This is a genomic window from Bradyrhizobium sp. LLZ17, assembly GCF_041200145.1.
Taxonomy (GTDB): Bacteria; Pseudomonadota; Alphaproteobacteria; order Rhizobiales; family Xanthobacteraceae; genus Bradyrhizobium.
In genome coordinates, this window is sequence record NZ_CP165734.1 from 1,934,400 (window position 1) to 1,955,273 (window position 20,874).

Below are 20,874 nucleotides of genomic sequence, written 5' to 3' on the forward strand. Positions count from 1 at the left end.
CCCTCACAACGACAGATGCGCGTCACGGATGTCCGGACGCGCATCGAGCTCGGCCATGGTGCCGCCGAAACAGATGCGGCCACGCTCGATGATGTAGGCGCGATCGGAAATCAATCGCGCAAAATGCAAATTCTGCTCGGAGACGACGATGCTGACGCCCTCCTTCTTCATGGTCAGGATGGCATCGACCATCTGCTCCACGATCTTCGGCGACAGGCCCTCCGAGGGCTCATCGAGCAGCACCAGCGACGGATTGCCCATCAGCGTGCGCGCGATCGTCAGCATCTGCTGCTCGCCGCCGCTCATGCGGCCGCCCGGACGGTGTTTCATCTCGCCCAGATTTGGAAACAACGCGAACAGTTTTTCCCGGGTCCAGTATGGCGCATTCGGACGCTTCGGCTGGCGGCCGACCTCGAGGTTCTCCTCCACCGTCAGGTCGGTGAAGATGCGCCGTTCCTCCGGTACATAGCCGAGCCCGTCCCGCACGATCTCGTGAGTGGGACGTGCCGAGACATCCCTGCCTTCGAACATGATACGTCCCGTGCGCTGCGCAACCAGGCCGACGATCGAGCGGAACGTCGTCGACTTGCCGGCCCCGTTGCGACCCAGGAGCGCCACGACCTCGCCGTCTCCGACCTCGAAGCCGATGTCGAACAGGATATGCGCCGGGCCATAGTGACTGTTGAGGTCCTGCACCGTGAGCTTCATGCCGAGGCTCCCTCGCGGTGCTCTGCATCGTAAAGCAGGCCCTCGCCGAGATAGACCGCCTGGACCTGTGGGTTGCCGCGCACCTCGGCCGGCGAACCCTCGGCGATCAGCGTGCCGCGGTTGAGGACGATGATGCGGTCGGCATGCTCGAACACCACGTCCATGTCGTGCTCGGTAAAGAGCACGCCGATCGACTTGTCCCGCGCAATGCTTGCGGTGAGCCGCATCAGGTCGACGCGTTCGCGCGGTGCCATGCCGGCGGTCGGCTCGTCCATCAACAGCAATCTTGGCTGGTTGGCGAGCGCGACCGCGAGCTCGAGCCGCTTGAGGTCGCCATAGGCGAGCTCGCCGCAGGGGCGATCCGCGTAGCCGCTCATGCCGACCAGCTCGAGCAGGCGACCGGCCTCGCCGCGGTCGACATTGGGCGCCGAGCCCCAGAGGTCGAACAATTGCTGGCCATGCGAAATCAGCGCGACCTGCACATTCTCGCGCACCGTCATGGTCGCGAACGTTGCCGTAATCTGGAAAGTGCGCCCGACGCCGAGCCGCCAGACCTCGCGCGGCTTCTTGCCCGTGGTTTCCTCGCCAAGCAGGCGGACATGGCCCGAATCCGGCCGGTTCTGGCCATTAAGCATGTCGAAGCAGGTGCTCTTGCCCGCGCCGTTCGGGCCGATCAGCGCCAGAATTTCGCCGGCCCGCAGCGAGAACGAGACGCCGCGCACCGCATGGATGCCGCCATAGGACTTGGTCAGACCTTCGACCGCGAGAAGTGGGGGTGCAACGCTCATTCGGCGGACTCGATCGGCTTGGCCAGCAAGGGTGATCCCGGCGGGGACGTCTTCCTGCGCCGCTGCGCCAGCATTTCCAGCATGCCGACGATGCCTTTGGGGAAGACAACGACGATCAGCACGATGAAGCCGCCGAGCACGAGCTTCGAGAGATCGGTCTGGCTGATCAGCCAGATGCTGAGCGCCTTGTAGACGATGGCCCCGATCACCGCGCCCGATACCGTCTCGACGCCGCCGAGCAGCACCATCACCAGCGCGTCGACCGAGAGCGAGATGCCGAGATTGTCGGGGAAGACGCTGCCTTTGAGGTAAGCGAACAGCGCGCCGCCGATGCCGGCGGTCGTTCCGGCAATCACGAAGGCGGTCCACTGCATCCGCTTGGCATTGATGCCGATCGCCTCGCTGCGCAGCACCGAATCGCGCGTGGCCCGGAGCGCGTAGCCGAACGGCGAGAACACCGCGATCCGCAAGGCGATCGTGACCAGCGCCGCGACGCCGAGCGCCAGCCAATAAAAATGGGACGGGCTCGCCGCCCAGCTCGAAGGCCAGACGCCGAGAATGCCGTTATCGCCGCCGGTCACGCTCACCCACTGGAACGCGATCGACCACACGATCTGCGCGAAGGCCAGCGTCAGCATCGCGAAATAGACGCCGGAGAGTTGCACGGCGAAGAAGCCGAACACGGCGGCACCCATACAGCCCAGCAACGGCCCGAGCAGGAGACACACGATCATCGGCAGCCCCGCCATCTTGGCGAGGAAGGCGACGCCGTAGGCGCCGAGCCCGAAATAAGCAGCGTGGCCGAACGACGCGAGCCCGCCGACCGACATCAGAAAATGCAGACTGACGGCGAAGATCACGAAGATCGCGATCTCCGAGCCGACCGTGAGCGCGTAATTGCCGGCGAACAATGGCAGCGTCGCCGCGATGACCAGCGCTGCCAGCGCAGCCAGCCGCTCGTTCGACGTCAGCGGGCGCCAGGGATTGACGGTCAGGCCGGGCGTTTTGCGTGCGGGCGCCTCGGGCTTGCCGAACAGGCCCCAGGGCCGCACGATCAGCACCGCCGCCATCACCAGAAAGACCAGGATGATCGAGATCTTCGGAAAGATCAGGATGCCGAAGGCGTTCAATTCGGAGACCAGTACCGCGGCGACGAACGCGCCGATGATGCTGCCGAGGCCGCCGATCACGACGACGACGAAGACCTCGACGATGATGCGCAGATCCATCGCGTGATGCACGGCGTCGCGCGGGATCTGGAGCGCGCCGCCGAGCGCGGCCAGGAACACGCCGACCGCAAACACAGAGGTGAACAGCCATTTCTGATTGACGCCGAGCGCTGCGACCATGTCGCGATCCTGCGTCGCGGCGCGCACCAGCACGCCCCAACGGGTGCGCTGGAACAGCAGCCAGAGAACGCCGAGCACCACGGGGCCGAGCACGATCAGGAACAAATCGTAACTCGGAATGTTCTGGCCGAAGAAATCGATCGCGCCCTTGAAGCCCGGCGCCCGGCGCCCGACGAGATCGTCAGGCCCCCAGATCAGGACAACGAGATCCTCGACCATCAGCGTCAGGCCAAAGGTCGCGAGCAGCTGGAACAGTTCGGGCGCGTGATAGATGCGCCGAAGCAGGACCATCTCGACCAGCACGCCGATCAGCGCCACGGCGAGCGCCGCAATCACGATTGCGCCCCAGAAGCCGAACGCGCCGGACAGCCGTTCGGTCAGCGTGAAGGCGATGTAGGCGCCGATCATGTAGAACGCGCCATGCGCGAAATTCACGATCCGCGTCACGCCGAAGATGATCGACAGGCCCGACGCCACCAGGAACAGCGACGCTGCGCTGGCGAGACCGGTCAGAAACTGTACGACGTAAAAGGCCATCGGCGGTCCGGGTTGGGTTTCAACGCGCTCCCCACGCGGAGAGCGGGAACTTCGTAGGGTGGGTTAGCCTTGCGACTGCGCGAAGCGCAGTTCGCTGGGCGTAACCCACCATTTTCTTTCATCGCGGAGCGACCGCGGTGGGTTACGCCTTCGGCTAACCCACCCTACGGCAGCGGTGGAAAGTCGCGATCAATCCTTCGGCCGCAGCTTCTCGACTTCGGCGTCACCAGGCAGATAGTCCGAGCCCTTCTTGTAGGTGGAGTCGACCATCACGCCCTTGCCGTCCTTCAGCGCGGTCTTGCCGACATAAGCACCGAGCGTCGACTGGTGGTCGATCTTGCGGAAGGTGATTTCACCGAACGGCGACGGCACCGACAGCCCTTCCGCAGCAGTGATCAGCTTCTCCGGATCGGTCGAGCCGGCCTTGGCAAGGATCGCCGCCGCCGACTTGATGGTCTGGTAGCCGACGATGGAGCCAAGACGCGGATAGTCGTTGTACTTGGCCTGATAGGCCTTCAGGAACGCGTCATGCTCGGGCGTCTTGATCGAGTACCAGGGATAGCCGGTGACGATCCAACCCTCGGGCGTCTCCTCCTTGAGCGGATCGAGATATTCCGGCTCGCCGGTCAGGAACGAGACGACCTCGCGACCCTTGAACAGGCCGCGGGTGTTGCCTTCACGCACGAGCTTGACGAGATCAGCACCGAAGGTGACGTTGAGGATCGCTTCGGGATTGGCGGCGGCAACGGCCTGCACCACCGGGCCGGCGTCGATCTTGCCCTGCGGCGGCCATTGTTCGTCGACCCACTGGATGTCCGGACGCTTCTCCGACATCAGCTTCTTGAACACCGCGACCGCCGACTGGCCGTATTCATAATTCGGCGCGATCGTCGCCCAGCGTTTTGCCGGCAGCTTGCTGGCTGCTTCCACCAGCATTGCCGCCTGCATGTAGTTGGAGGGACGCAGGCGGAAGGTGTACTTGTTGCCCTTCGACCAGGTGATGGCGTCCGTCAACGGCTCGGCCGCGAGGAAAAACACCTTTTTCTGGTTGGCGAAGTCGCTGACCGCAAGGCCGATGTTCGACAGGAACGTGCCCGTGAGCATCGCGACGCCCTCGCTCGAGACGAGCTCGTTGGCCGCGGTCTGCGCATCGGCCGGCTTGCCGCCGTCGTCCTTGGAGATGACGACGAGCTTCTTGCCGTTGATGCCGCCGGCCGCGTTGATCTCTTCGACCGCGAGCTGCCATCCCTTGCGATAGGGGTCGGTGAAGGCCGGCAGCAGCGAGTAGCTGTTGATCTCGCCGATCTTGATCTCCTGCGCCAGGGCCGAATGAGCCATGCCGCCGGCCAGAAGCGCGAAGGCCGCGCCGACAAAATAGGTTCTTGCTCGCATCCCAACCTCCAGTTTTGAACTCACTACCTCAGACCGTCTTTATCTCAGACCGTCTTCGCCCTTGATCTCCGCAACGGTCAGCCCGCCAACACGCGGCAGCGGACGGCCGCTGTCGGTGACGGCGACCGCGACCATGATTTCGTTGGCGCGCGGGGCGTCGTTGATCTGGACTTCCATCCCGTCGAAATGGCTGCGCACGAACGCCGCATCCTTGTGGCCGAGGGGAATGTCGAGCGTCGTGCCCGGGCCGCTGCGCTTCTTCGAGGACGGGATCAGCGCCGCGCCCTTGCTCAAAACCTTGCGCACTGGCGCGCCCATTTTGGGGTGAAGAATCGCGGCCGCATGTTCCAGCTCGCCGTTTTCGCCGACGGCCGCCGCCTTGCCATAGCTCTGCGCCTTGGAACCATCGATGCCGAGTGCCGCCACGGCGCGCTTCGACAGGAGTTCGCCCAGCTCCTCGCCGATCGCGATCAGCGGCGAGAGATCCTCGACATATTGTCCGGCAAAGGGATTTTCGATCACGGCAATGGCCGCGGCGCGCCGCGTCGGCGGCGACACCGGGCGGCCCATCTCCATCTGCGTCTCTTCGACGACGGTGACGATCTTGCGAATGATCGCGCTCATGTTCCACGTCCCTGCTCAGGCATGATTCGCATTTTCCAGCACAGCCGGGCGCGATCGTTGCCGCTCAATGTCCTTTGTTCCGATGACAAGCATATCACCACAAAGCTGCAACACGGCACCTTCGATCAATCCACGGTCGAACAATTCCCGTGCACATTCCGCGCCAGATTCGAGCGCCGTGGCGATCTCGGCCCGCGACAATTCACCGACCTCGCGGGTCACGAGACGTGCGCCGAGATCGCTGTCGGGCTGAAGCGCGTTCGCAGGCTGCCGGATGATCGCAGGATGCCCGGGCAGATCGACAGCATTGGCGATGATCGTCGCCGCCGCATCAGCCTGCGACGCGGTCAGGGCCAGCACCGTCACGGCATCCGCAATTCCGAGCGAAAAGCTGCGGCCGTGACGTCCGCTGGTCGCGATGCCGCGCACGGGATCGTTTGCATTGACCTTCATCGTTCGCATCACGCCATCGCGATCGAGGCGGTCCATCAGGCCGACCGAAAAGTGCTCGCCTTCGCCGAGATAGATCGCGATGTCGCCGCCGTTATTGACATAGGCCTGATCGAGCGATGCCGCCGCCAGCATGGCACCGAGGATCTCCTCCGCCACGCTTCCGGCAACCGCCGCCATCGGCGTGATGAAGCAATCGCCGGCATGCGCGGAGACGGCTGCGTGCATGCGTCGTGCAACAACGCCGTTCAGTGCGCACGTCCCCGGCACCACCGCCTTGCGCAATTCGGTCAGCTCGGCGCAGAGTTCATCGAGCAGACCGGTGAAACGGCGCGCCGCCGCCTCGTAAGCCGCACGCACGTGGTGCCCGCGCCCCCTCGCCTCCACGATCAAATCAATCGGTCCATCCTGCAAATGCAGCCGCCGGCCATCAGACAGCAATGCGATTTGCGGGAGCCTTGTCATGCTCGCCGTCCTGGAATCGGGTTCTGCCAGGGCAACTGGCGGACATCATCACCGCCCCTCACCTCGGACAGCGGCTTCACGTAATCCATGTGCCCGCCGAGCGCGGCATAATCGGTCAGTTTCATCGTGAACTCGATCGGCGCGACCAGCGCCGGGGTCGGCACGTAGCCGAACGCGCCTGAAGGCATCTGCGTCACGTCGACCATGTAGGTGATGCCGCCGCCCGGCCAGACGTAGACCGGCGCGCCGCCGCTGGTGACGCGCGTCAACGCGTCTTTCACCGAGCGCGTCAGCCGCACCGGATTGTCGGTGACGCCCGCGCGCAACGAGCCGCCGGCACCCGCCATAAACAGCACCGTGCACAGCGCCGGCTCGCAATTCTCCTGGATACGCTCGACCGAGAACTTCAGATCCGGCGGCATCTCGGTCTCGACCGGCTTCAAGGCCGCGTCGAGCACATAATAAGACGAATGCTCGCCGGTCGTGGAGACCATCAGGATCGTCAGCCCAGGCCTGGCTTCCTTGGCGTCGAACGGTCCGAGGATCGCCAGCGGATCGGAGATGTTGGTGCCGCCCCAGCCCGTTCCGGGATCGGCGACCTGGAAATAGCGGCCGGGCGTCGAGCGCCGGCCCTTCATCTTGATGCCGGTATCGGCGATATCGAGCAGCTTGCCGGCCTGGTGCTCGCTGAGCACGCCGGTGATGTGGTCGTCGACCACGACGACTTCGTCGACCTTGCCGTGCCATTGCTTGGCGAACATGCCGATGGTCGCCGAGCCGCAACCGACGCGCATGCGCTCTTCCTTGGCGCCGTTGACGACCGGCGGCTGGCCGGCCTGCACCACCACGGTCGCACCGCCGTCCACAGTGAGTTCGACGGGCTTGCAATTGGCGAGGTCCATCAGCGTGTCGCAGGTGACCCGGCCCTCTTTCTTGGAACCGCCGGTCAGATGATGCACTCCGCCGAGCGAGAGCATCTGCGAGCCGTATTCGCTGGTGGTGACGTGGCCGACCGCTTCGCCCTGCGCGCGCACGGTCGCGGTTTCCGGCCCGAGATAGCGGTCGGTGTCGATCTTCACCTTGATGCCGCAATAGGAGAAGATGCCTTCGGTGACGACGGTCACCATGTCGACGCCGTCGACCTCGGACGACACGATGAACGGCGCGGGCTTGTAATCGGGATAGGTGGTGCCGGCGCCGATCGCGGTCACGAAGGTCGAGGGCTCGTGGACGATCTTGCCGTCCCAATCTTCGGTGCGGCTGAACGGCACCAGCTTGCCGCCCTGCGACACCGTGCGTTCAAGGATGATGTGCGGATCGACGCGAACGAGCTTGCCGTCGTCATTGGCATAGCGGTCGCAGGCGCCCGCCGCGCCTGGCTTAATGTAGCACATCACCGGACAGGCATCGCAGCGGATCTTGTCGGTGGCGGCGCTCGTCGTTTCAGTCACCATGTCAAAGCCAGCGGATCACGACGGTTATCATTCGTATACGAACGATGTTGCGCGCGCTCCGGATAGCTGTCAAGCGGCGCCGCAGGCGAAAAGACGCCGCTGCCGAATAAAACCCCATTTGCCTCCCGGCGCTGTCCACAAAGCGGGCAGTTGCGCTGCACTGCGGGATGGCGGCTTGCACGTTTGTGTACAAACGGTATCGTCGCGACATACGACTTGCGACCGCGGTCGCCAGAGCTTGAGAACCAGAGCTTGGAAACGAGGATGACGCAGACACCGAGCCGCCTCACCGTGAACGGCAGGATCCACGACGTCGCGGCGGCGCCGCAGACGCCGCTGCTCTATGTGCTGCGCAACGATCTTCAACTCAATAGCCCGAAATATGGCTGCGGCCTCGGCGAATGCGGCACCTGCACTGTCCTGATCGACGGCGCCCCGGCGCGCTCCTGCGTGATTCCCGTCGGCGGCTGCACGGGACGCGACATCGTCACGCTCGAAGGACTCGGCACAAGCGACAAGCCGGATGTGGTGCAGCAGGCCTTCATCGACGAGCAGGCCGCGCAGTGCGGCTACTGCCTCAACGGCATGATCATGACCACGAAGGCGCTGCTCGCGATCAATCCGCGGCCGACCCAGCAGGAGGCACTGGCGGCGCTACGCTACAATCTCTGCCGCTGCGGCACGCATGTCGAAATCCTCCGCGCGGTGATGCGCGCATCGGGCCAGCTCGCCGGGGCCTGTGACTGATGGCCTCCGCTGTTTCGAACGGAGCTGAGCGGGCATCCGGCTCGCTTGTCGTGGTCCGCACCGTGGACGAGGTCACGTCCGAGACCTTCGTGCGGATCACCGCCGACGGCTCCGTCGCCGCCTATAATGGCCATGTCGATCTCGGCACCGGCATCCGCACTGCGCTCGGCCAGATCGTCGCCGAGGAACTGGACGTCTCCTTTGCCCGCGTCGTGGTGGTGCTCGGCGACACCGCCATTGTGCCGAACCAGGGCGCGACGATTGCGAGCGAAACCATCCAGATTACCGCTGTCCCTCTGCGCAAGGCCGCAGCGCAAGCGCGGCACTTCCTGATCGCGCGCGCGGCGGAGCGCCTAGAGCTGCCGGCGATCGACCTCGAGATCGAGGACGGCCTCGTCCGCGGACACAATCGCAGCGTCAGCTATGGCGAGTTGATCGGCGATGCGACCATTCGCCTCGAGCTTGATGACGACGTGCACGTCAAGGCCGTCAGCGACTACGCCATCGTCGGCCAGTCGATGCCCCGCGTTGATCTCCCAGCAAAGGCCACGGGCGAGCTGACCTTCGTGCACGACATCCGCGTGCCCGGCATGCTGCACGGCCGCGTCGTGCGTCCACCCTATGCCGGCGTCGATGCCGGTCCGTTCGTCGGCACCAGCCTGATCGCCGTCGACGAATCATCGGTGCGCGACATTCCCGGCCTCACTGCCGTCGTGCGGGTCGGCGATTTCGTCGGCGTGGTCGCCGAGCGCGAAGAGAATGCGATTCGCGCTGCCGAGCAGCTCAAGTTGAGCTGGAAGCCGACACCGGCGCTGACCGACCTCGCCGACGTCGAGACGGCGCTGCGCGCCAATCCGTCGACGCCGCGCACGCTGATCGACAAGGGCGACGTGACCATGGCGATTGCCGGGGCGGCCAAGCCGATCCAGCGCACTTACGTCTGGCCGTATCAGATGCACGCTTCGATCGGCCCCTCCTGCGCGGTCGCCGACTTCCAGAACGGCAACATCCGAGTCTGGTCGGGTACCCAAAATCCGCACCTGCTGCGCGGCGACCTTGCCCTGCTGATCGAGCGCCCGGAGAGCGAGATCGAGGTGATCCGGCTCGAGGCCGCCGGCTGCTATGGCCGCAACTGCGCCGACGATGTCACTGCGGATGCGCTGCTGCTGTCGCGCGCGGTCGGTCGTCCCGTGCGCGTGCAATTGACACGCGAGCAGGAGCACGCCTGGGAGCCCAAGGGCACCGCGCAGCTCATCGATGTCAATGGCGGCCTGAATGCCGAAGGCGGCGTCGCGGCTTACGATCTCGCCACGCGCTATCCGTCGAACGCGGCGCCGACGCTGGCGCTGTTGCTGACGGGACGGATCTCGCCCGAGCCCGCCGTCCTCCAGATGGGCGATCGCACCGCGATCCCGCCCTACGATTACGACCATATGCGCGTCGTCGCCCACGACATGGCGCCGATCGTGCGCGCGTCCTGGCTTCGCGGCGTCTCGGCGCTGCCGAACACCTTTGCGCACGAATCCTACATCGACGAGCTCGCCAACGAGGCCGGCGTCGATCCAATCGAATACCGCCTGCGCTACCTCAGGGATCAGCGCGCGGTCGATCTCGTCAATGCGGTCGCCGAGCGCGCGGGTTGGACGCCACGGCCGGTGCGCGAGGAGAAAGACGGCGAGGTCGTGCACGGGCGCGGCTTCGCCTATGCGCTCTATGTCCACAGCAAGTTTCCCGGCTATGGCGCGGCGTGGTCGGCCTGGGTGGCCGACGTTGCCGTCAACAAGACCACCGGCGATGTCAGCGTGACGCGTGTGATCGCGGGACAAGACTCCGGATTGATGATCAATCCGGATGGCGTGCGCCACCAGATCCACGGCAATGTCATCCAATCGACCAGCCGCGCGCTGATGGAGGAAGTCTCGTTCGAGCGCGGCGCGGTGGCGGCGCGCGAATGGGGCGCCTATCCGATCATTCCCTTCCCCGACATACCCAAGATCGACGTGTTGTTGCTGCCGCGGCCGGACCAGCCGCCACTCGGCGTCGGCGAGTCCGCCTCCGTGCCGAGCGCTGCGGCGATTGCCAATGCAATCTTCGACGCCACCGGCGTGCGCTTTCGCGAACCTCCGTTTACGCCGGAGCGTATCCTGAGGGGACTGCGTGGCGACGCAGCAGCCAGGCCGCAAGCCCTGCCCGCTCCGCCCAGGCCACAGCCGTCACGCATCTGGCAAAATCCGTTCGCCAAGCGCACCGGCATGTTCGCGACGATTGCAGCTGTCTGCACCGCTGCGATCGGTATCGGAACAGCGCTGCTGCCCGGTCGCGCCATCGCGCCGATCGCGCAGCCGGATGCGTCAGTCTATTCCGCGGCGACGATCGCGCGCGGCCAGCAGCTCGCGGCGCTCGGCAATTGCGCGGAGTGCCACACCAATGTCCGTGGTGCGCCCAATGCCGGCGGCCGCGCGCTGGAGACGCCGTTCGGCACGATCTACGCAACCAACATCACGCCCGACGTCGAAACCGGAATCGGTGCCTGGTCCTATCCGGCCTTCGAGCGCGCGATGCGCGACGGGCTGCATCGCGACGGTCGGCAGCTCTATCCGGCTTTTCCCTACACGCATTTTTCTAAGACGAGCGATGCCGACCTTCAGGCGCTCTACGCCTATTTGATGGCGCAGCCTGCGGTGCGGGCCACGGCGCCTGCGAACACGCTGGCCTTCCCGTTCAACCTTCGTCCGCTGCTTGCGGGATGGAATGCGCTGTTCCACCGGCCCAACGAGTTCAAGCCCGATCCCGCAAAATCCGAGCAGTGGAATCGCGGCGCCTATCTGGTCGAGGGCCTCGGCCATTGCAGCGCCTGCCACTCGCCGCGCAACGCGCTCGGCGCCGAGCGGCGCAACGCCTATCTCGCCGGCGGCTTTGCCGAGGGCTGGGAGGCGCCGGCGCTCACCTCGCTCTCGCTCGCGCCGATCCCGTGGAGCGAGGACGAGCTGTTCGCCTATTTGCGCACCGGCCAGTCGCGCTATCACGGCGTCGCCGCCGGCCCGATGGCTCCGATCATCAGGGATCTCACGGCGCTGCCCGACCACGAGATCCGTGCGATGGCGGTCTATCTCAACTCATTCAGCGACGCTGCGACCGACCGGCAGACGCAGGATGCGCTCGCTGCGGAGCTCGAAGCGGCGACGCAAGTCACCGTCGCGGCGTCCGCCGGCGCGCGGCTCTATCAGGGCGCCTGCGCGGTCTGCCACGAGGTCGGTGGCCTGCCGCTGTTCGGCAGCCGGCCCTCGCTCGCGCTCAACAGCAATCTGCACAGCGCGACGCCGGACAACCTTGTGCAAGTCATCCTGCACGGCATCACCGAGCCGGCCTCCAGCGATCTCGGCTACATGCCCGCTTTCAGGAACAGCATGAGCGACGCGCAGCTCGAAGCGCTCGTCACGTTCCTGCGCCGGCAGTTTGCGCCCGACAGGCCGGCGTGGAGCGGCGTCCGCGAGACGATTGCGCGCGTGCGCACGTCAACTCACTAAGCGTGCTTCTTCGCCTCCACGGGCGGCGTGCCGTGGGTGTGGAACGACTCGATCGTCTTCAATCCCCAAGCCTGGCCCTTCTTGCGCTCCTCCTCCGTCCATACGATCGGCTTCCAGTCGGGCGCCAGGATCAGCCGCGCGCCGGCATTGGCGACTTCGATGCGGTTGCCGCCGGGCTCGTAGACATAGAGGAAGAAGGTCTGCTGGATCGCGTGCTTGTGCGGCCCGGTCTCGATGTGAACGCCGTTCTCCAGAAAGATGTCTGCAGCGCGAAGAATCTCCTCGCGGCTGTCGAGCGCGTAGGTGACGTGGTGAAAGCGGCCGGGGGTGCCCGAGTGGTCGAGGGAATAGGCAAAGTCGTAGCTCTTGTTCGACATCGTCAGCCACATCGCGGCTTCCCGACCGTCATTGAGCACGATCTGCTCGGTCAGCCGGCAGCCGAGGTAAGTCTCGAAGAACTCGCGGTTGGCCTTGATGTCCACGGCGAGGCAGTTGAGATGATCGAGACGGCGGACGTTGACGCCGCGCGCGGGAAAGCGCTGCGCTTGGTTCTTCAGCGCCGGCTTCAGCTCCGGCGGCGCCCGATACCATTCGGTCTCGTAATAGAGCTCGACGATGTGGCCGTCGGGATCGCGGCAGCGGAAGGTCGGGCCCTGCCCCATGTCGCCATCGATCCAGCCGAGGTCGAAGCCGGATCCCTTCAGCGCGGCGACGCGGCGCTCCAGCGCCTGCTGGCTGCGCGCACGCAGGGCCATGTGCTCCATGCCGGAGGTTTTCGAGGCAGTGAGCTTGAGCGAATAGCGCTCATAATCGTCCCAGCCGCGCAGATAGACCGACTCGCCCTTCTGCCCGCTGACGGTCATGCCCATGACGTCGACGAAGAATTTCAGGCTCTCGTCAGGCTTCGGCGTCAGCAGTTCCATGTGGCCGAGATGGGCGAGATCGAGGATGGGTTCGGGCTGCATGCTTCCTCCAACGCGTCGCTGCGATCCGCTTCTGCGGAACGCGCAAATCGGGCAGCGACGCCATCATTGTTGGCGCGCCTGGGCTGGCGCTGACGCCGGGTACATTTGTACTAATGTACAAATGATTAGCTCCCGTCAACAAACCAGGCCTCCGCTGCCCTGCCGTGGTGCTACCGGCCGCGAGCTGCGAACCCGCGCGACGTTCGGCCGACTGCCCGAATGGTAAAATCTTCCTTAAGTGCTTCCGAGCCGACCGGGTCTGAAAAAGCAGCCATTTTGGGGCGATTGCCCGTCAAATAGGCATTAGGAACAAACCTGTTAGCCGAATTATCGCGGATTTAACAAAGCGCCCGCGCCTGCCGTTTAACCGTTTGTCCAGCCGCAGCTTGCATAGTCAGGGCCAGATTCCTCGCTCTTGCCAGGTTCATCCATCGTGACATCCTTTGGACGCGTGATTTCGGTACGCGGGTCGCTCGCCCGGGTCGGACTTCTGGCGGAAAGCCGGATGCCGGTCTCGGAGGTTCGGGCCACCGTTGGCCGCTTCGTCAGCATCCGCGGCGCCAGCTCGGTCATCGTCGCGATGATCACCGAGGTGTCCTGCGAAAACCTCTCGAGCACCGACAATCTGATCGCGATCGCGTCGGTCGACCTGCTCGGCGAGATCCACAACGCCGCCGACAAGGCCAAATTCCAGCGCGGCGTCACCAACTATCCGACGATCGGCGATTCAGTCGACCTGATCACGAGCCAGGAGCTGCGCACGATTTACGCGCCGACCGGATCGGACCAGATCAATGTCGGTTTCCTCCAGCAGGACCGTTCCGTCATCGCCTATGTCGATATCGAGGAAATGCTGTCCAAGCATTTCGCGGTGCTGGGATCGACCGGCGTCGGCAAATCCACCGGCGTGTCGCTGCTGCTCAACGAGATCCTCAAGGCACGGCCGAACCTTCGCATCTTCCTGCTCGACGTCCACAACGAATATGGCCGCTGCTTCGGCGACCGCGCGCTGGTAATCAACCCGCGAAACCTGAAACTGCCGTTCTGGCTGTTCAATTTCGAGGAAATCGTCGACGTGCTGTTCGGGGGCCGCGCCGGAGTCCCTGGAGGAGCTCGACGTTCTCGCCGAGGTGATCCCGATCGCCAAGGCCATCTACACGCAGTACCAGAACACCGACCGCCTCGGCCTGAAGCGCATTGATCCCAAGCAGGTCGGCTTCACCGTCGACACGCCCGTGCCATACCGCTTGGTCGATTTGATCTCGCTGATCGACGAGCGCATGGGCAAGCTGGAAAACCGCTCCTCGCGCATCGTCTATCACAAGCTGATCTCGCGCATCGAAGCGGTCCGCAATGATCCGCGCTACGCCTTCATGTTCGACAACGCCAATGTCGGCGGCGACACCATGGCCGAGGTGATCAGTCATCTGTTCCGCCTGCCCGCCAACGGCAAGCCGATGACGGTCATGCAGCTCGCCGGCTTCCCGGCCGAGGTGATCGATTCCGTCGTCTCGGTGTTGTGCCGCATGGCCTTCGACTTCGGCCTCTGGAGCGATGGCGTTTCGCCGATGCTGTTCGTCTGCGAGGAAGCCCATCGCTATGCCTCCGCCGACCGCAATGTCGGCTTCGGGCCGACCCGCAAGGCGGTGTCGCGCATCGCCAAGGAGGGCCGCAAATACGGCGTCTATCTCGGCCTCATTACGCAGCGCCCGGCCGAGCTCGACGCCACCATCATCTCCCAATGCAACACGCTGTTCACGATGCGTCTCGCCAACGAGCGCGACCAGGCCCTGCTCCGCGCCGCGGTGTCGGATGCGGCCGCTAATCTACTGTCCTTCGTGCCCTCACTCGGCACCCGCGAGGTGCTGGCGTTCGGCGAAGGCGTCGCGCTGCCGACGCGCCTGCGCTTCAAGGAGGTGCCACCGCACCAATTGCCGCGCGGCGAAGCCACCATCAGCAGCGTTCCTTCCGTGACATCGGGTCATGACATGCATTTCGTCGGCGCCGTGCTCGAGCGCTGGCGCGGCGCGACGTCGCAGCGCGACGTGCCGAACGACCCGGTGTTTTCGGCGCCGCCCGCCAGGACGCTCGCCCCCGCCGAAGTCCCGATGCTGCAACCGTCGATGGGGCTCGATCCGGACCGCTTCTCGCTGCTGAAGAAGCCGCTACGGTAGGCGGCGGACACCGCTTCCGCAAACTCCGCCGTCATGCCCGCGAAAGCGGGCATCCAGTACGCCGCAGCCTCTCCCTATCCCATCGCTGTCTCTGGAATACTGGATCGCCCGATTAAATCGGGCGATGACACTGGTGCCCCGTGGCACGTTGAGCCCCGCGCCCGCATCGACTATGTTTGCCGGCTGCAATCCGGAAAACATGCCAATGACACAGCCCGCCGAGCAACGCTTCCCCGCACCCGCCCTCGACACGTTGCCGGAGGACATCCGCACGAGGCTGTTCGCCGTACAGGAGAAGAGCGGCTTCGTGCCGAACGTATTTCTGACGCTGGCCTATCGCCCCGACGAATTCCGTGCCTTCTTTGCCTATCACGACGCGCTGATGGAAAAGGACGGCGGCCTGACCAAGGCCGAGCGCGAGATGATCGTGGTGGCGACCTCAGCAGCCAATCAGTGCCAGTATTGCGTGATCGCGCACGGTGCGATCCTGCGCATCCGCGCCAAGAACCCTCTGATCGCCGACCAGATCGCGGTCAATTACCGCAAGGCCGACATCACGCCGCGCGAGAGGGCGATGCTCGATTTCGCGATGAAGATCTCGGCGGACGCGCAGCGGATTTGCGATGACGATTTTGCCGCGCTCGCCCCGCACGGCTTCAGCAACGACGACATCTGGGACATCGCCGCAATCTCCGCCTTCTTTGCGCTGTCGAACCGACTGGCGAATTTCACCGGCATGCGGCCAAACGACGAGTTCTATCTGATGGGACGCCTGCCGAAGAAATGACCGGCCGCCGTCACCGGCGACGAGTTCCCGTTTGACGGGAACTCGGGTTTTTTGCAATCGCACACGTTTTGTTAAGAGACTCACCCTCAACTAGCACAAACGCTTTGGCACAACTTGCACAGTTTCCATCATCGGAGACGCGGATGAGTCGTGCCTTGAGAGGGCCGTCTCATGAACGTGCGGGCATTTCTTGTCGCAACCAGCATCGGCGCGGCATTCTTCGCGGCCGGATATGTCTGGAATTATCAGCCCGAGGTCATGGAGGCCAGCAACATATGGAGCATGCTTGGATCGGAGCACGGCAAGGCGCGGGCCGCCGTCTCACGTGTGCTGATTGCGCCGAATTCAGCTCATTTCAACGGCCTGCGAACGGTCGATGCAGACAAGGCCAGATATGTGTGCGGCGCCGTGAAGGCGATGGATCAAAAGGGGCAGTATGTCGAGACCGCCTTCGTCTACACCGTCGCAATCGATTTTGCCCGTATCGACGACGACGGCCGGATCACGTCGCAGCGTTCGACATACAGGCCGTGCCCAGCCGCGACTGACGACAAGATAGCCGACCGGAACAAGTTGATATCGCCAGGCGCGCTATCGGTGATCACGACCGTTGAAAACATCATCCCGAAGTCCAGCGGCGGGACCATGGAACAACAGCTTGGCCAACTCGCTGGACAGACAGCGGCCGTCGCGCCGAAATCGGCGGGCTCGTCAGGTTCGACAGCCTCGGCCGGGTCAGGATGGGCGCCGGCAACCCAGCACTCAGGTTCGAGCGTCGTGGCCCCCTTGGGAGACGAACAGACCTGGCCTATCGACCAGCCGCCGGCCGCTTGGCCAACGTTCCCCTCCGGCCATGCGCTGGCGAAACCAACGCAGAAGCGGACGAGCGCCGAAGCCATGGCTTTCGCGAAAAATGTCGAGGCTCGTTGGGAGGAAGCGAAATCATCCGGGATTCCGACCCGGCGTCCTTCGCCCGAGGAGATCAAGGAAGCATGCCGCGCGCTGCTCGCGATTGATCCCAAGGATAACGAATATCCACGGGCCTGGGCCGCCTTCGTGCGCTTGCGGAAGATCGACCGCGATACGGCTGCTTGAAGCGGAACGGCGAGTCCGCGCCGCGACAGTTTAGCGCCGATGCACCGGACCGCTAGCGCTTCGCCATCAGCTCGACCGCCGGGGCAAAGCGTTCGGAGAAAGTCGCAGCTTTGGTCGCGTGAGCAGCAGCAAGCGACGCGGAGACAAAACTGTAACCCCCGACTGAGGCGACTGCGAGCAAAACGGCGGCGAAGACCAGACGACGCATTTCATCCTCCTTCGTGGGTGACAGCCACGAAGCATCGAACCGCTTTGTTTCAGGACGTTTTCGTGCGGCAGAAGAATGACTTCGCTCAAGCGACTGTGATGTGCCGCAGTTCGCAACGCCGCCCGAGCGTTGCGCCTAATCGTCCGACGCCGGCCCGCACCAGCCCGGCAGATAGATCGCATCCTTGCTCTTGGCCGCGGCCAGCCCCTTCTCCAGCGCCTTGTCGAAATTGGCGTCCACCGCCTTGCGCGATAGCTTTCGACGCAGAAAATCGGCCCACAAGAATTCGGAGAACGGTGTGGTGTCCTTGGCGAAGCCGCCCATGCGGCGGAGCTCGCCGGCGAGACTGCGGAACGGATCGTCCTTGAGATCGACGACAGATTTCGGCAGGTCGCGAAATGGACGGCGTTCGCCCTTGGCGTCGTAAGGATAAACCCAGCGCTTGTTGTCCATCACGCCCCAGAACGCTTCGCGCTCGACCATCCTGAGATCGCCGACGACGGTCACCAGCACCTCCTTGATGCCCTCGTCGTGCAGCGCGCGGCCGAGATGGTGATGATCGATCACGTAGTAGCGCTCGTCCGGCCCATGCACGACCGGAATCATGTGGGTGCCAAGCAGGTCGGACTGCTTCTTCTTGCCGTGCTCGCGCCAACGCTTGCGCTTCTCCTTGACCTCGCGCATGCCCACCGTCATCTGCGTCGGCCGGAGCGACAGGATCGGCACCGGATGCACTCTCGGCTCGCGCGCGTTTGTGGTCATGATGGAAGGGCCTCTCGTCTGGTTGCAAGTTGGTGGTCCAGGGTTCCCTATTATGCCATGGGCGTTGCGACGGCAAAATGCGCTCGCGCAAGCGCTATCGCGCGTTGTGCAGCGCAACGGGTGCATTCCAGACAGCGGGACCACAACCAGTTCGGCTGGTCTTCGCGACGCCCCGTGCCCGATCATGCGGACGCGCAAGGCACGTGCTGGTCGCGAATATTTTCTGCAACCCCGGTGTCCCCTATGCTATTTAAAAGCTGCTTCGGAGAAATCCCCGCGCCATGACATCCCAGCGGCCCATAACCTCGGACGAGGAGCACCGGGTGCTCCAGTTCAGGCCGCGCACCACGCCGTCCCCGGTGGTCCACCGGGGCAGCGGCATCGTGCAACCGCTGCACGCAGTTCCCGAGCCGCTCGATCTGTCACGCTATGAGCAGCCCCGCGAGGAGCCCGACGATTTCCGCCATCGGATGCTCGCCAATATCGCGGCGCTGGCCTTCACCATCGCGCTGACCGCGATCGGAATCTGGCTCGCCGTCAGCATTGCCGACCTGCGCCGGACCCAGGATTGCGTGCTGATGGGCCGGCGGGACTGCGTCAGGATCACGACACCGCATATCTAGGCGCGGCCCCGGGCCGGAGGCGCTGCAACCGGCATCCCCAGCCCTGTCCGCGCCCTGTCCCGCTCCATTGAACTCAAGGCGGCGCTCCGATATACGGGCTTCCGACCCAACCAGAGGGGGTTTGAGGGCGTCATTCGGGGCGCGATGCCCACCCACCCTGCCACTCTGGAATATCTGACAAATACCCGCAATATATCAAAGGCTTAGTGATGTCCTCCACATTCGATCAGGTCGCTACGATCATCGCTGAAACCTGCGACATCCCGCGCGACACGATCACGCCGGATAGCCATGCCATCGATGATCTCGGCATCGACAGCCTCGATTTCCTGGACATCGCGTTCGCGATCGACAAGCAGTTCGGTATCAAGCTGCCGCTCGAAAAGTGGACCCAGGAGGTCAATGACGGCAAGGCGACCACCGAGCAGTATTTCGTGCTGAAGAACCTGTGCGCCCGCATCGACGAACTGGTTGCGGCCAAGGGCGCGAGCGCCTAATCGGGCGGTCATGCAACTCGAATACTTCCACATGATCGATCGCATCGTCGACCTCAAGGTCGACGAGAGGAAGATCGTCGTCGAAGCGCAGGTCCCGACCGAAAGCACCGTCTTCGAGGGCCACTTCCCGGGCTATCCGCTGATGCCCGGCGTGCTCCTGATCGAAACGATGGCGCAGGCCTCGGGCTGGCTGCTGCTCGGCGCCCTGAAGTTCGAGCGCATGCCGATTCTCGCCGCCGTCAAGGAAGGCAAGGTCCGTGGTTCCGTGTTTCCGGGCGATCTCATGAGCATCGAGGCAACACTGGCCCATGAGGGCTCGGGCTACGCCATGACCGAGGCCAAGATCAGGGTCGCCGGCAAGCTGCGTGCGAACTCGGCGCTCACCTTCACACTGATCCCCTTTCCCAATCCGGATATGCGCGGATACATGGAGGCGGTCGCCAAGCGCGTCGGCTTTCCGCAACAGGCCGTATCGCCATGACTGACACTGCTGCTTCGAAGCCCGGCCAGACAGAAGTCTGGATCACAGGCATTGGGCTCGCCACCTCGCTCGGGGAAGGGCTCGACGCCAACTGGACCGCGCTCCAGGAGAGGCGCATCAACGTCGACGAAAAGGGCTTTGCGCCGTTCATCGTGCATCCCTTGCTGCCGGTGTCCTTTGACAGCCAGATCCCGAAAAAGGGCGACCAGCGCCAGATGGAAGCCTGGCAGCGCATCGGCGTCTATGCCGCAGGCCTTGCGCTGGATTCCGCAGGCATAAAGGGCAACAAGGACATCCTCTCGAAGATCGACATGGTGGTCGCCGCAGGTGGTGGCGAGCGCGATCTCAACGTCGACACCGGCGTGCTCACGGCCGAGGCCAAGGGCGCCAACGCGCCTGGCTTCCTCAACGAGCGGCTGATGAGCGATCTGCGGCCGACGCTGTTTTTGGCCCAGCTCTCCAATCTGCTCGCCGGCAACATCGCCATCGTGCACGGCTTGGGCGGCACCTCGCGCACCTTCATGGGCGAAGAGGTCGCGGGCGCGGATGCCGCGCGTATTGCCCTGTCGCGCATCGCCTCCGGCGAGAGCGACATCGCGCTGATCGGCGGCTCGCACAATGGCGAACGCAAGGACCTGATGGTCCTCTACGAATTCGGCGACTTCAACCTGAAGGACAAGTTCGCACCGGTCTGGGCGCGCAATGATCACGCCGGCTTCGCGCTCGGCTCGGCCGGCGCCTTCCTGGTGCTGGAATCGAAGGCGCATGCGGAAGCGCGCGGCGCAAAGCCATTTGCAAAACTGTCGAGCGTGGTGGCCGATCTCGCCCGGCGCAAGCAGGATGGCGACATGGCCGCGACCCTGGAGAAGCTGTGGGCGAAGCTGCCCAAGCGCGAGGGCAAGGGTGCGATCATCACGGGCGCGACCGGCGCGGAGCCGGCGACCACGGAAGAGCGCGGCTTCCTGAACAACCATTCCGAATTCCCGGTGCGCTCGACCGGCACGATGTTCGGCCACACCATGGAGACGCAATTTCCGCTCGGGATTGCGCTTGCAGCGCTCGCGATCTCGCGTGGCGCGCTATTCCCGCCGAACGATTCGACGGGGACCGAGATTGAAATGCAGGGCGCGCCCACCCAGATTGTGGTCGTGGGAGCCGGACACTGGCGCGGCGAAGGCATGGCGCTGGTCGAGGCGGTTCGCTAAAGCGCGTCGCGCTTTGGCAGGTTGTTGATTGAGCGG

18 protein-coding genes and 1 pseudogene are annotated in these 20,874 nt (G+C 64.4%); 9 read left to right on the plus strand and 10 right to left on the minus strand.

The features are described from left to right. Positions 1 to 3: 3 nt before the first annotated feature. From AB8Z38_RS09750 to AB8Z38_RS09780, 7 genes are all read right to left on the minus strand, one after another. Positions 4 to 708 (minus strand): ABC transporter ATP-binding protein, encoded by a 705-nt coding sequence (locus AB8Z38_RS09750; protein ID WP_369724600.1) that lies wholly within the window; start codon positions 706 to 708, stop codon positions 4 to 6. Then, the gene (locus AB8Z38_RS09755) at positions 705 to 1,496 is read right to left on the minus strand and encodes an ABC transporter ATP-binding protein (RefSeq protein ID WP_369724602.1); all 792 of its coding nucleotides are present in this window, start codon (positions 1,494 to 1,496) and stop codon (positions 705 to 707) included. The genes AB8Z38_RS09750 and AB8Z38_RS09755 overlap by 4 nt, the downstream gene beginning before the upstream one ends. Beyond that, positions 1,493 to 3,382, minus strand: a complete 1,890-nt coding sequence (locus AB8Z38_RS09760; protein WP_369724603.1) for an ABC transporter permease — start codon at positions 3,380 to 3,382, stop codon at positions 1,493 to 1,495. Before AB8Z38_RS09760 ends, AB8Z38_RS09755 begins: the two co-directional genes overlap by 4 nt. Before the next feature lie 189 nt (positions 3,383 to 3,571). Further along, the gene (locus AB8Z38_RS09765; protein ID WP_369724605.1) at positions 3,572 to 4,774 is read right to left on the minus strand and encodes an ABC transporter substrate-binding protein; all 1,203 of its coding nucleotides are present in this window, start codon (positions 4,772 to 4,774) and stop codon (positions 3,572 to 3,574) included. 39 nt (positions 4,775 to 4,813) lie between these two features. Continuing rightward, positions 4,814 to 5,398, minus strand: coding sequence for an amino acid synthesis family protein (locus AB8Z38_RS09770; RefSeq protein WP_369724607.1), 585 nt, complete (start codon positions 5,396 to 5,398; stop codon positions 4,814 to 4,816). Between the two features lie 15 nt (positions 5,399 to 5,413). Then, positions 5,414 to 6,313, minus strand: coding sequence for a UPF0280 family protein (locus AB8Z38_RS09775; RefSeq protein WP_369724609.1), 900 nt, complete (start codon positions 6,311 to 6,313; stop codon positions 5,414 to 5,416). Beyond that, positions 6,310 to 7,767: a 6-hydroxynicotinate reductase gene (locus tag AB8Z38_RS09780; protein WP_369724611.1), complete on the minus strand. Its 1,458-nt coding sequence runs from the start codon at positions 7,765 to 7,767 to the stop codon at positions 6,310 to 6,312. The genes AB8Z38_RS09775 and AB8Z38_RS09780 overlap by 4 nt, the downstream gene beginning before the upstream one ends. Before the next feature lie 264 nt (positions 7,768 to 8,031). Between AB8Z38_RS09780 and AB8Z38_RS09785 the strand changes: the two genes are divergently transcribed. Continuing rightward, positions 8,032 to 8,514 carry a (2Fe-2S)-binding protein gene (locus tag AB8Z38_RS09785; protein ID WP_369724613.1) on the plus strand — a complete coding sequence of 161 codons (483 nt, stop codon included), beginning with the start codon at positions 8,032 to 8,034 and terminating at the stop codon, positions 8,512 to 8,514. After that, positions 8,514 to 12,041, plus strand: coding sequence for a molybdopterin cofactor-binding domain-containing protein (locus tag AB8Z38_RS09790; RefSeq protein WP_369724615.1), 3,528 nt, complete (start codon positions 8,514 to 8,516; stop codon positions 12,039 to 12,041). The genes AB8Z38_RS09785 and AB8Z38_RS09790 overlap by 1 nt, the downstream gene beginning before the upstream one ends. On the opposite strand, the gene AB8Z38_RS09795 is transcribed toward AB8Z38_RS09790, so the two are convergent. Beyond that, positions 12,038 to 13,006: a catechol 2,3-dioxygenase gene (locus tag AB8Z38_RS09795; RefSeq protein WP_369724616.1), complete on the minus strand. Its 969-nt coding sequence runs from the start codon at positions 13,004 to 13,006 to the stop codon at positions 12,038 to 12,040. The genes AB8Z38_RS09790 and AB8Z38_RS09795 overlap by 4 nt on opposite strands. Before the next feature lie 433 nt (positions 13,007 to 13,439). Here AB8Z38_RS09795 and AB8Z38_RS09800 point away from each other — a divergent pair. The 3 genes and pseudogenes from AB8Z38_RS09800 to AB8Z38_RS09810 all read left to right on the plus strand — a co-directional run bounded on the left by AB8Z38_RS09800 (position 13,440) and on the right by AB8Z38_RS09810 (position 17,062). Beyond that, a pseudogene (locus AB8Z38_RS09800) lies at positions 13,440 to 15,180 on the plus strand (ATP-binding protein). Positions 15,181 to 15,385: 205 nt separating this feature from the next. After that, complete coding sequence (locus AB8Z38_RS09805; RefSeq protein ID WP_369724618.1) at positions 15,386 to 15,967, plus strand: peroxidase-related enzyme; 582 nt, start codon at positions 15,386 to 15,388, stop codon at positions 15,965 to 15,967. A 408-nt stretch (positions 15,968 to 16,375) separates the two neighbouring features. Further along, the gene (locus AB8Z38_RS09810) at positions 16,376 to 17,062 is read left to right on the plus strand and encodes a hypothetical protein (RefSeq protein WP_369724620.1); all 687 of its coding nucleotides are present in this window, start codon (positions 16,376 to 16,378) and stop codon (positions 17,060 to 17,062) included. A 52-nt stretch (positions 17,063 to 17,114) separates the two neighbouring features. Here AB8Z38_RS09810 and AB8Z38_RS09815 read toward each other — a convergent pair whose 3' ends face one another. Beyond that, on the minus strand, positions 17,115 to 17,270 hold the full coding sequence (locus AB8Z38_RS09815; protein ID WP_369724622.1) for a hypothetical protein: 156 nt from the start codon (positions 17,268 to 17,270) through the stop codon (positions 17,115 to 17,117). Positions 17,271 to 17,405: 135 nt separating this feature from the next. Then, positions 17,406 to 18,032, minus strand: coding sequence for a ParB-like protein (locus AB8Z38_RS09820; RefSeq protein ID WP_369724623.1), 627 nt, complete (start codon positions 18,030 to 18,032; stop codon positions 17,406 to 17,408). Between the two features lie 281 nt (positions 18,033 to 18,313). On the opposite strand from AB8Z38_RS09820, the gene AB8Z38_RS09825 reads away from it, so the two are divergent. The 4 genes from AB8Z38_RS09825 to AB8Z38_RS09840 all read left to right on the plus strand — a co-directional run bounded on the left by AB8Z38_RS09825 (position 18,314) and on the right by AB8Z38_RS09840 (position 20,838). Then, the gene (locus tag AB8Z38_RS09825) at positions 18,314 to 18,655 is read left to right on the plus strand and encodes a hypothetical protein (RefSeq protein ID WP_369724625.1); all 342 of its coding nucleotides are present in this window, start codon (positions 18,314 to 18,316) and stop codon (positions 18,653 to 18,655) included. Positions 18,656 to 18,864: 209 nt separating this feature from the next. Then, positions 18,865 to 19,152, plus strand: coding sequence for an acyl carrier protein (locus tag AB8Z38_RS09830; protein WP_007592476.1), 288 nt, complete (start codon positions 18,865 to 18,867; stop codon positions 19,150 to 19,152). Positions 19,153 to 19,162: 10 nt separating this feature from the next. Continuing rightward, the gene (locus AB8Z38_RS09835) at positions 19,163 to 19,633 is read left to right on the plus strand and encodes a 3-hydroxyacyl-ACP dehydratase FabZ family protein (RefSeq protein ID WP_369724628.1); all 471 of its coding nucleotides are present in this window, start codon (positions 19,163 to 19,165) and stop codon (positions 19,631 to 19,633) included. Then, positions 19,630 to 20,838: a beta-ketoacyl-ACP synthase gene (locus AB8Z38_RS09840; protein WP_369724630.1), complete on the plus strand. Its 1,209-nt coding sequence runs from the start codon at positions 19,630 to 19,632 to the stop codon at positions 20,836 to 20,838. The genes AB8Z38_RS09835 and AB8Z38_RS09840 overlap by 4 nt, the downstream gene beginning before the upstream one ends. Positions 20,839 to 20,874: the final 36 nt, after the last annotated feature.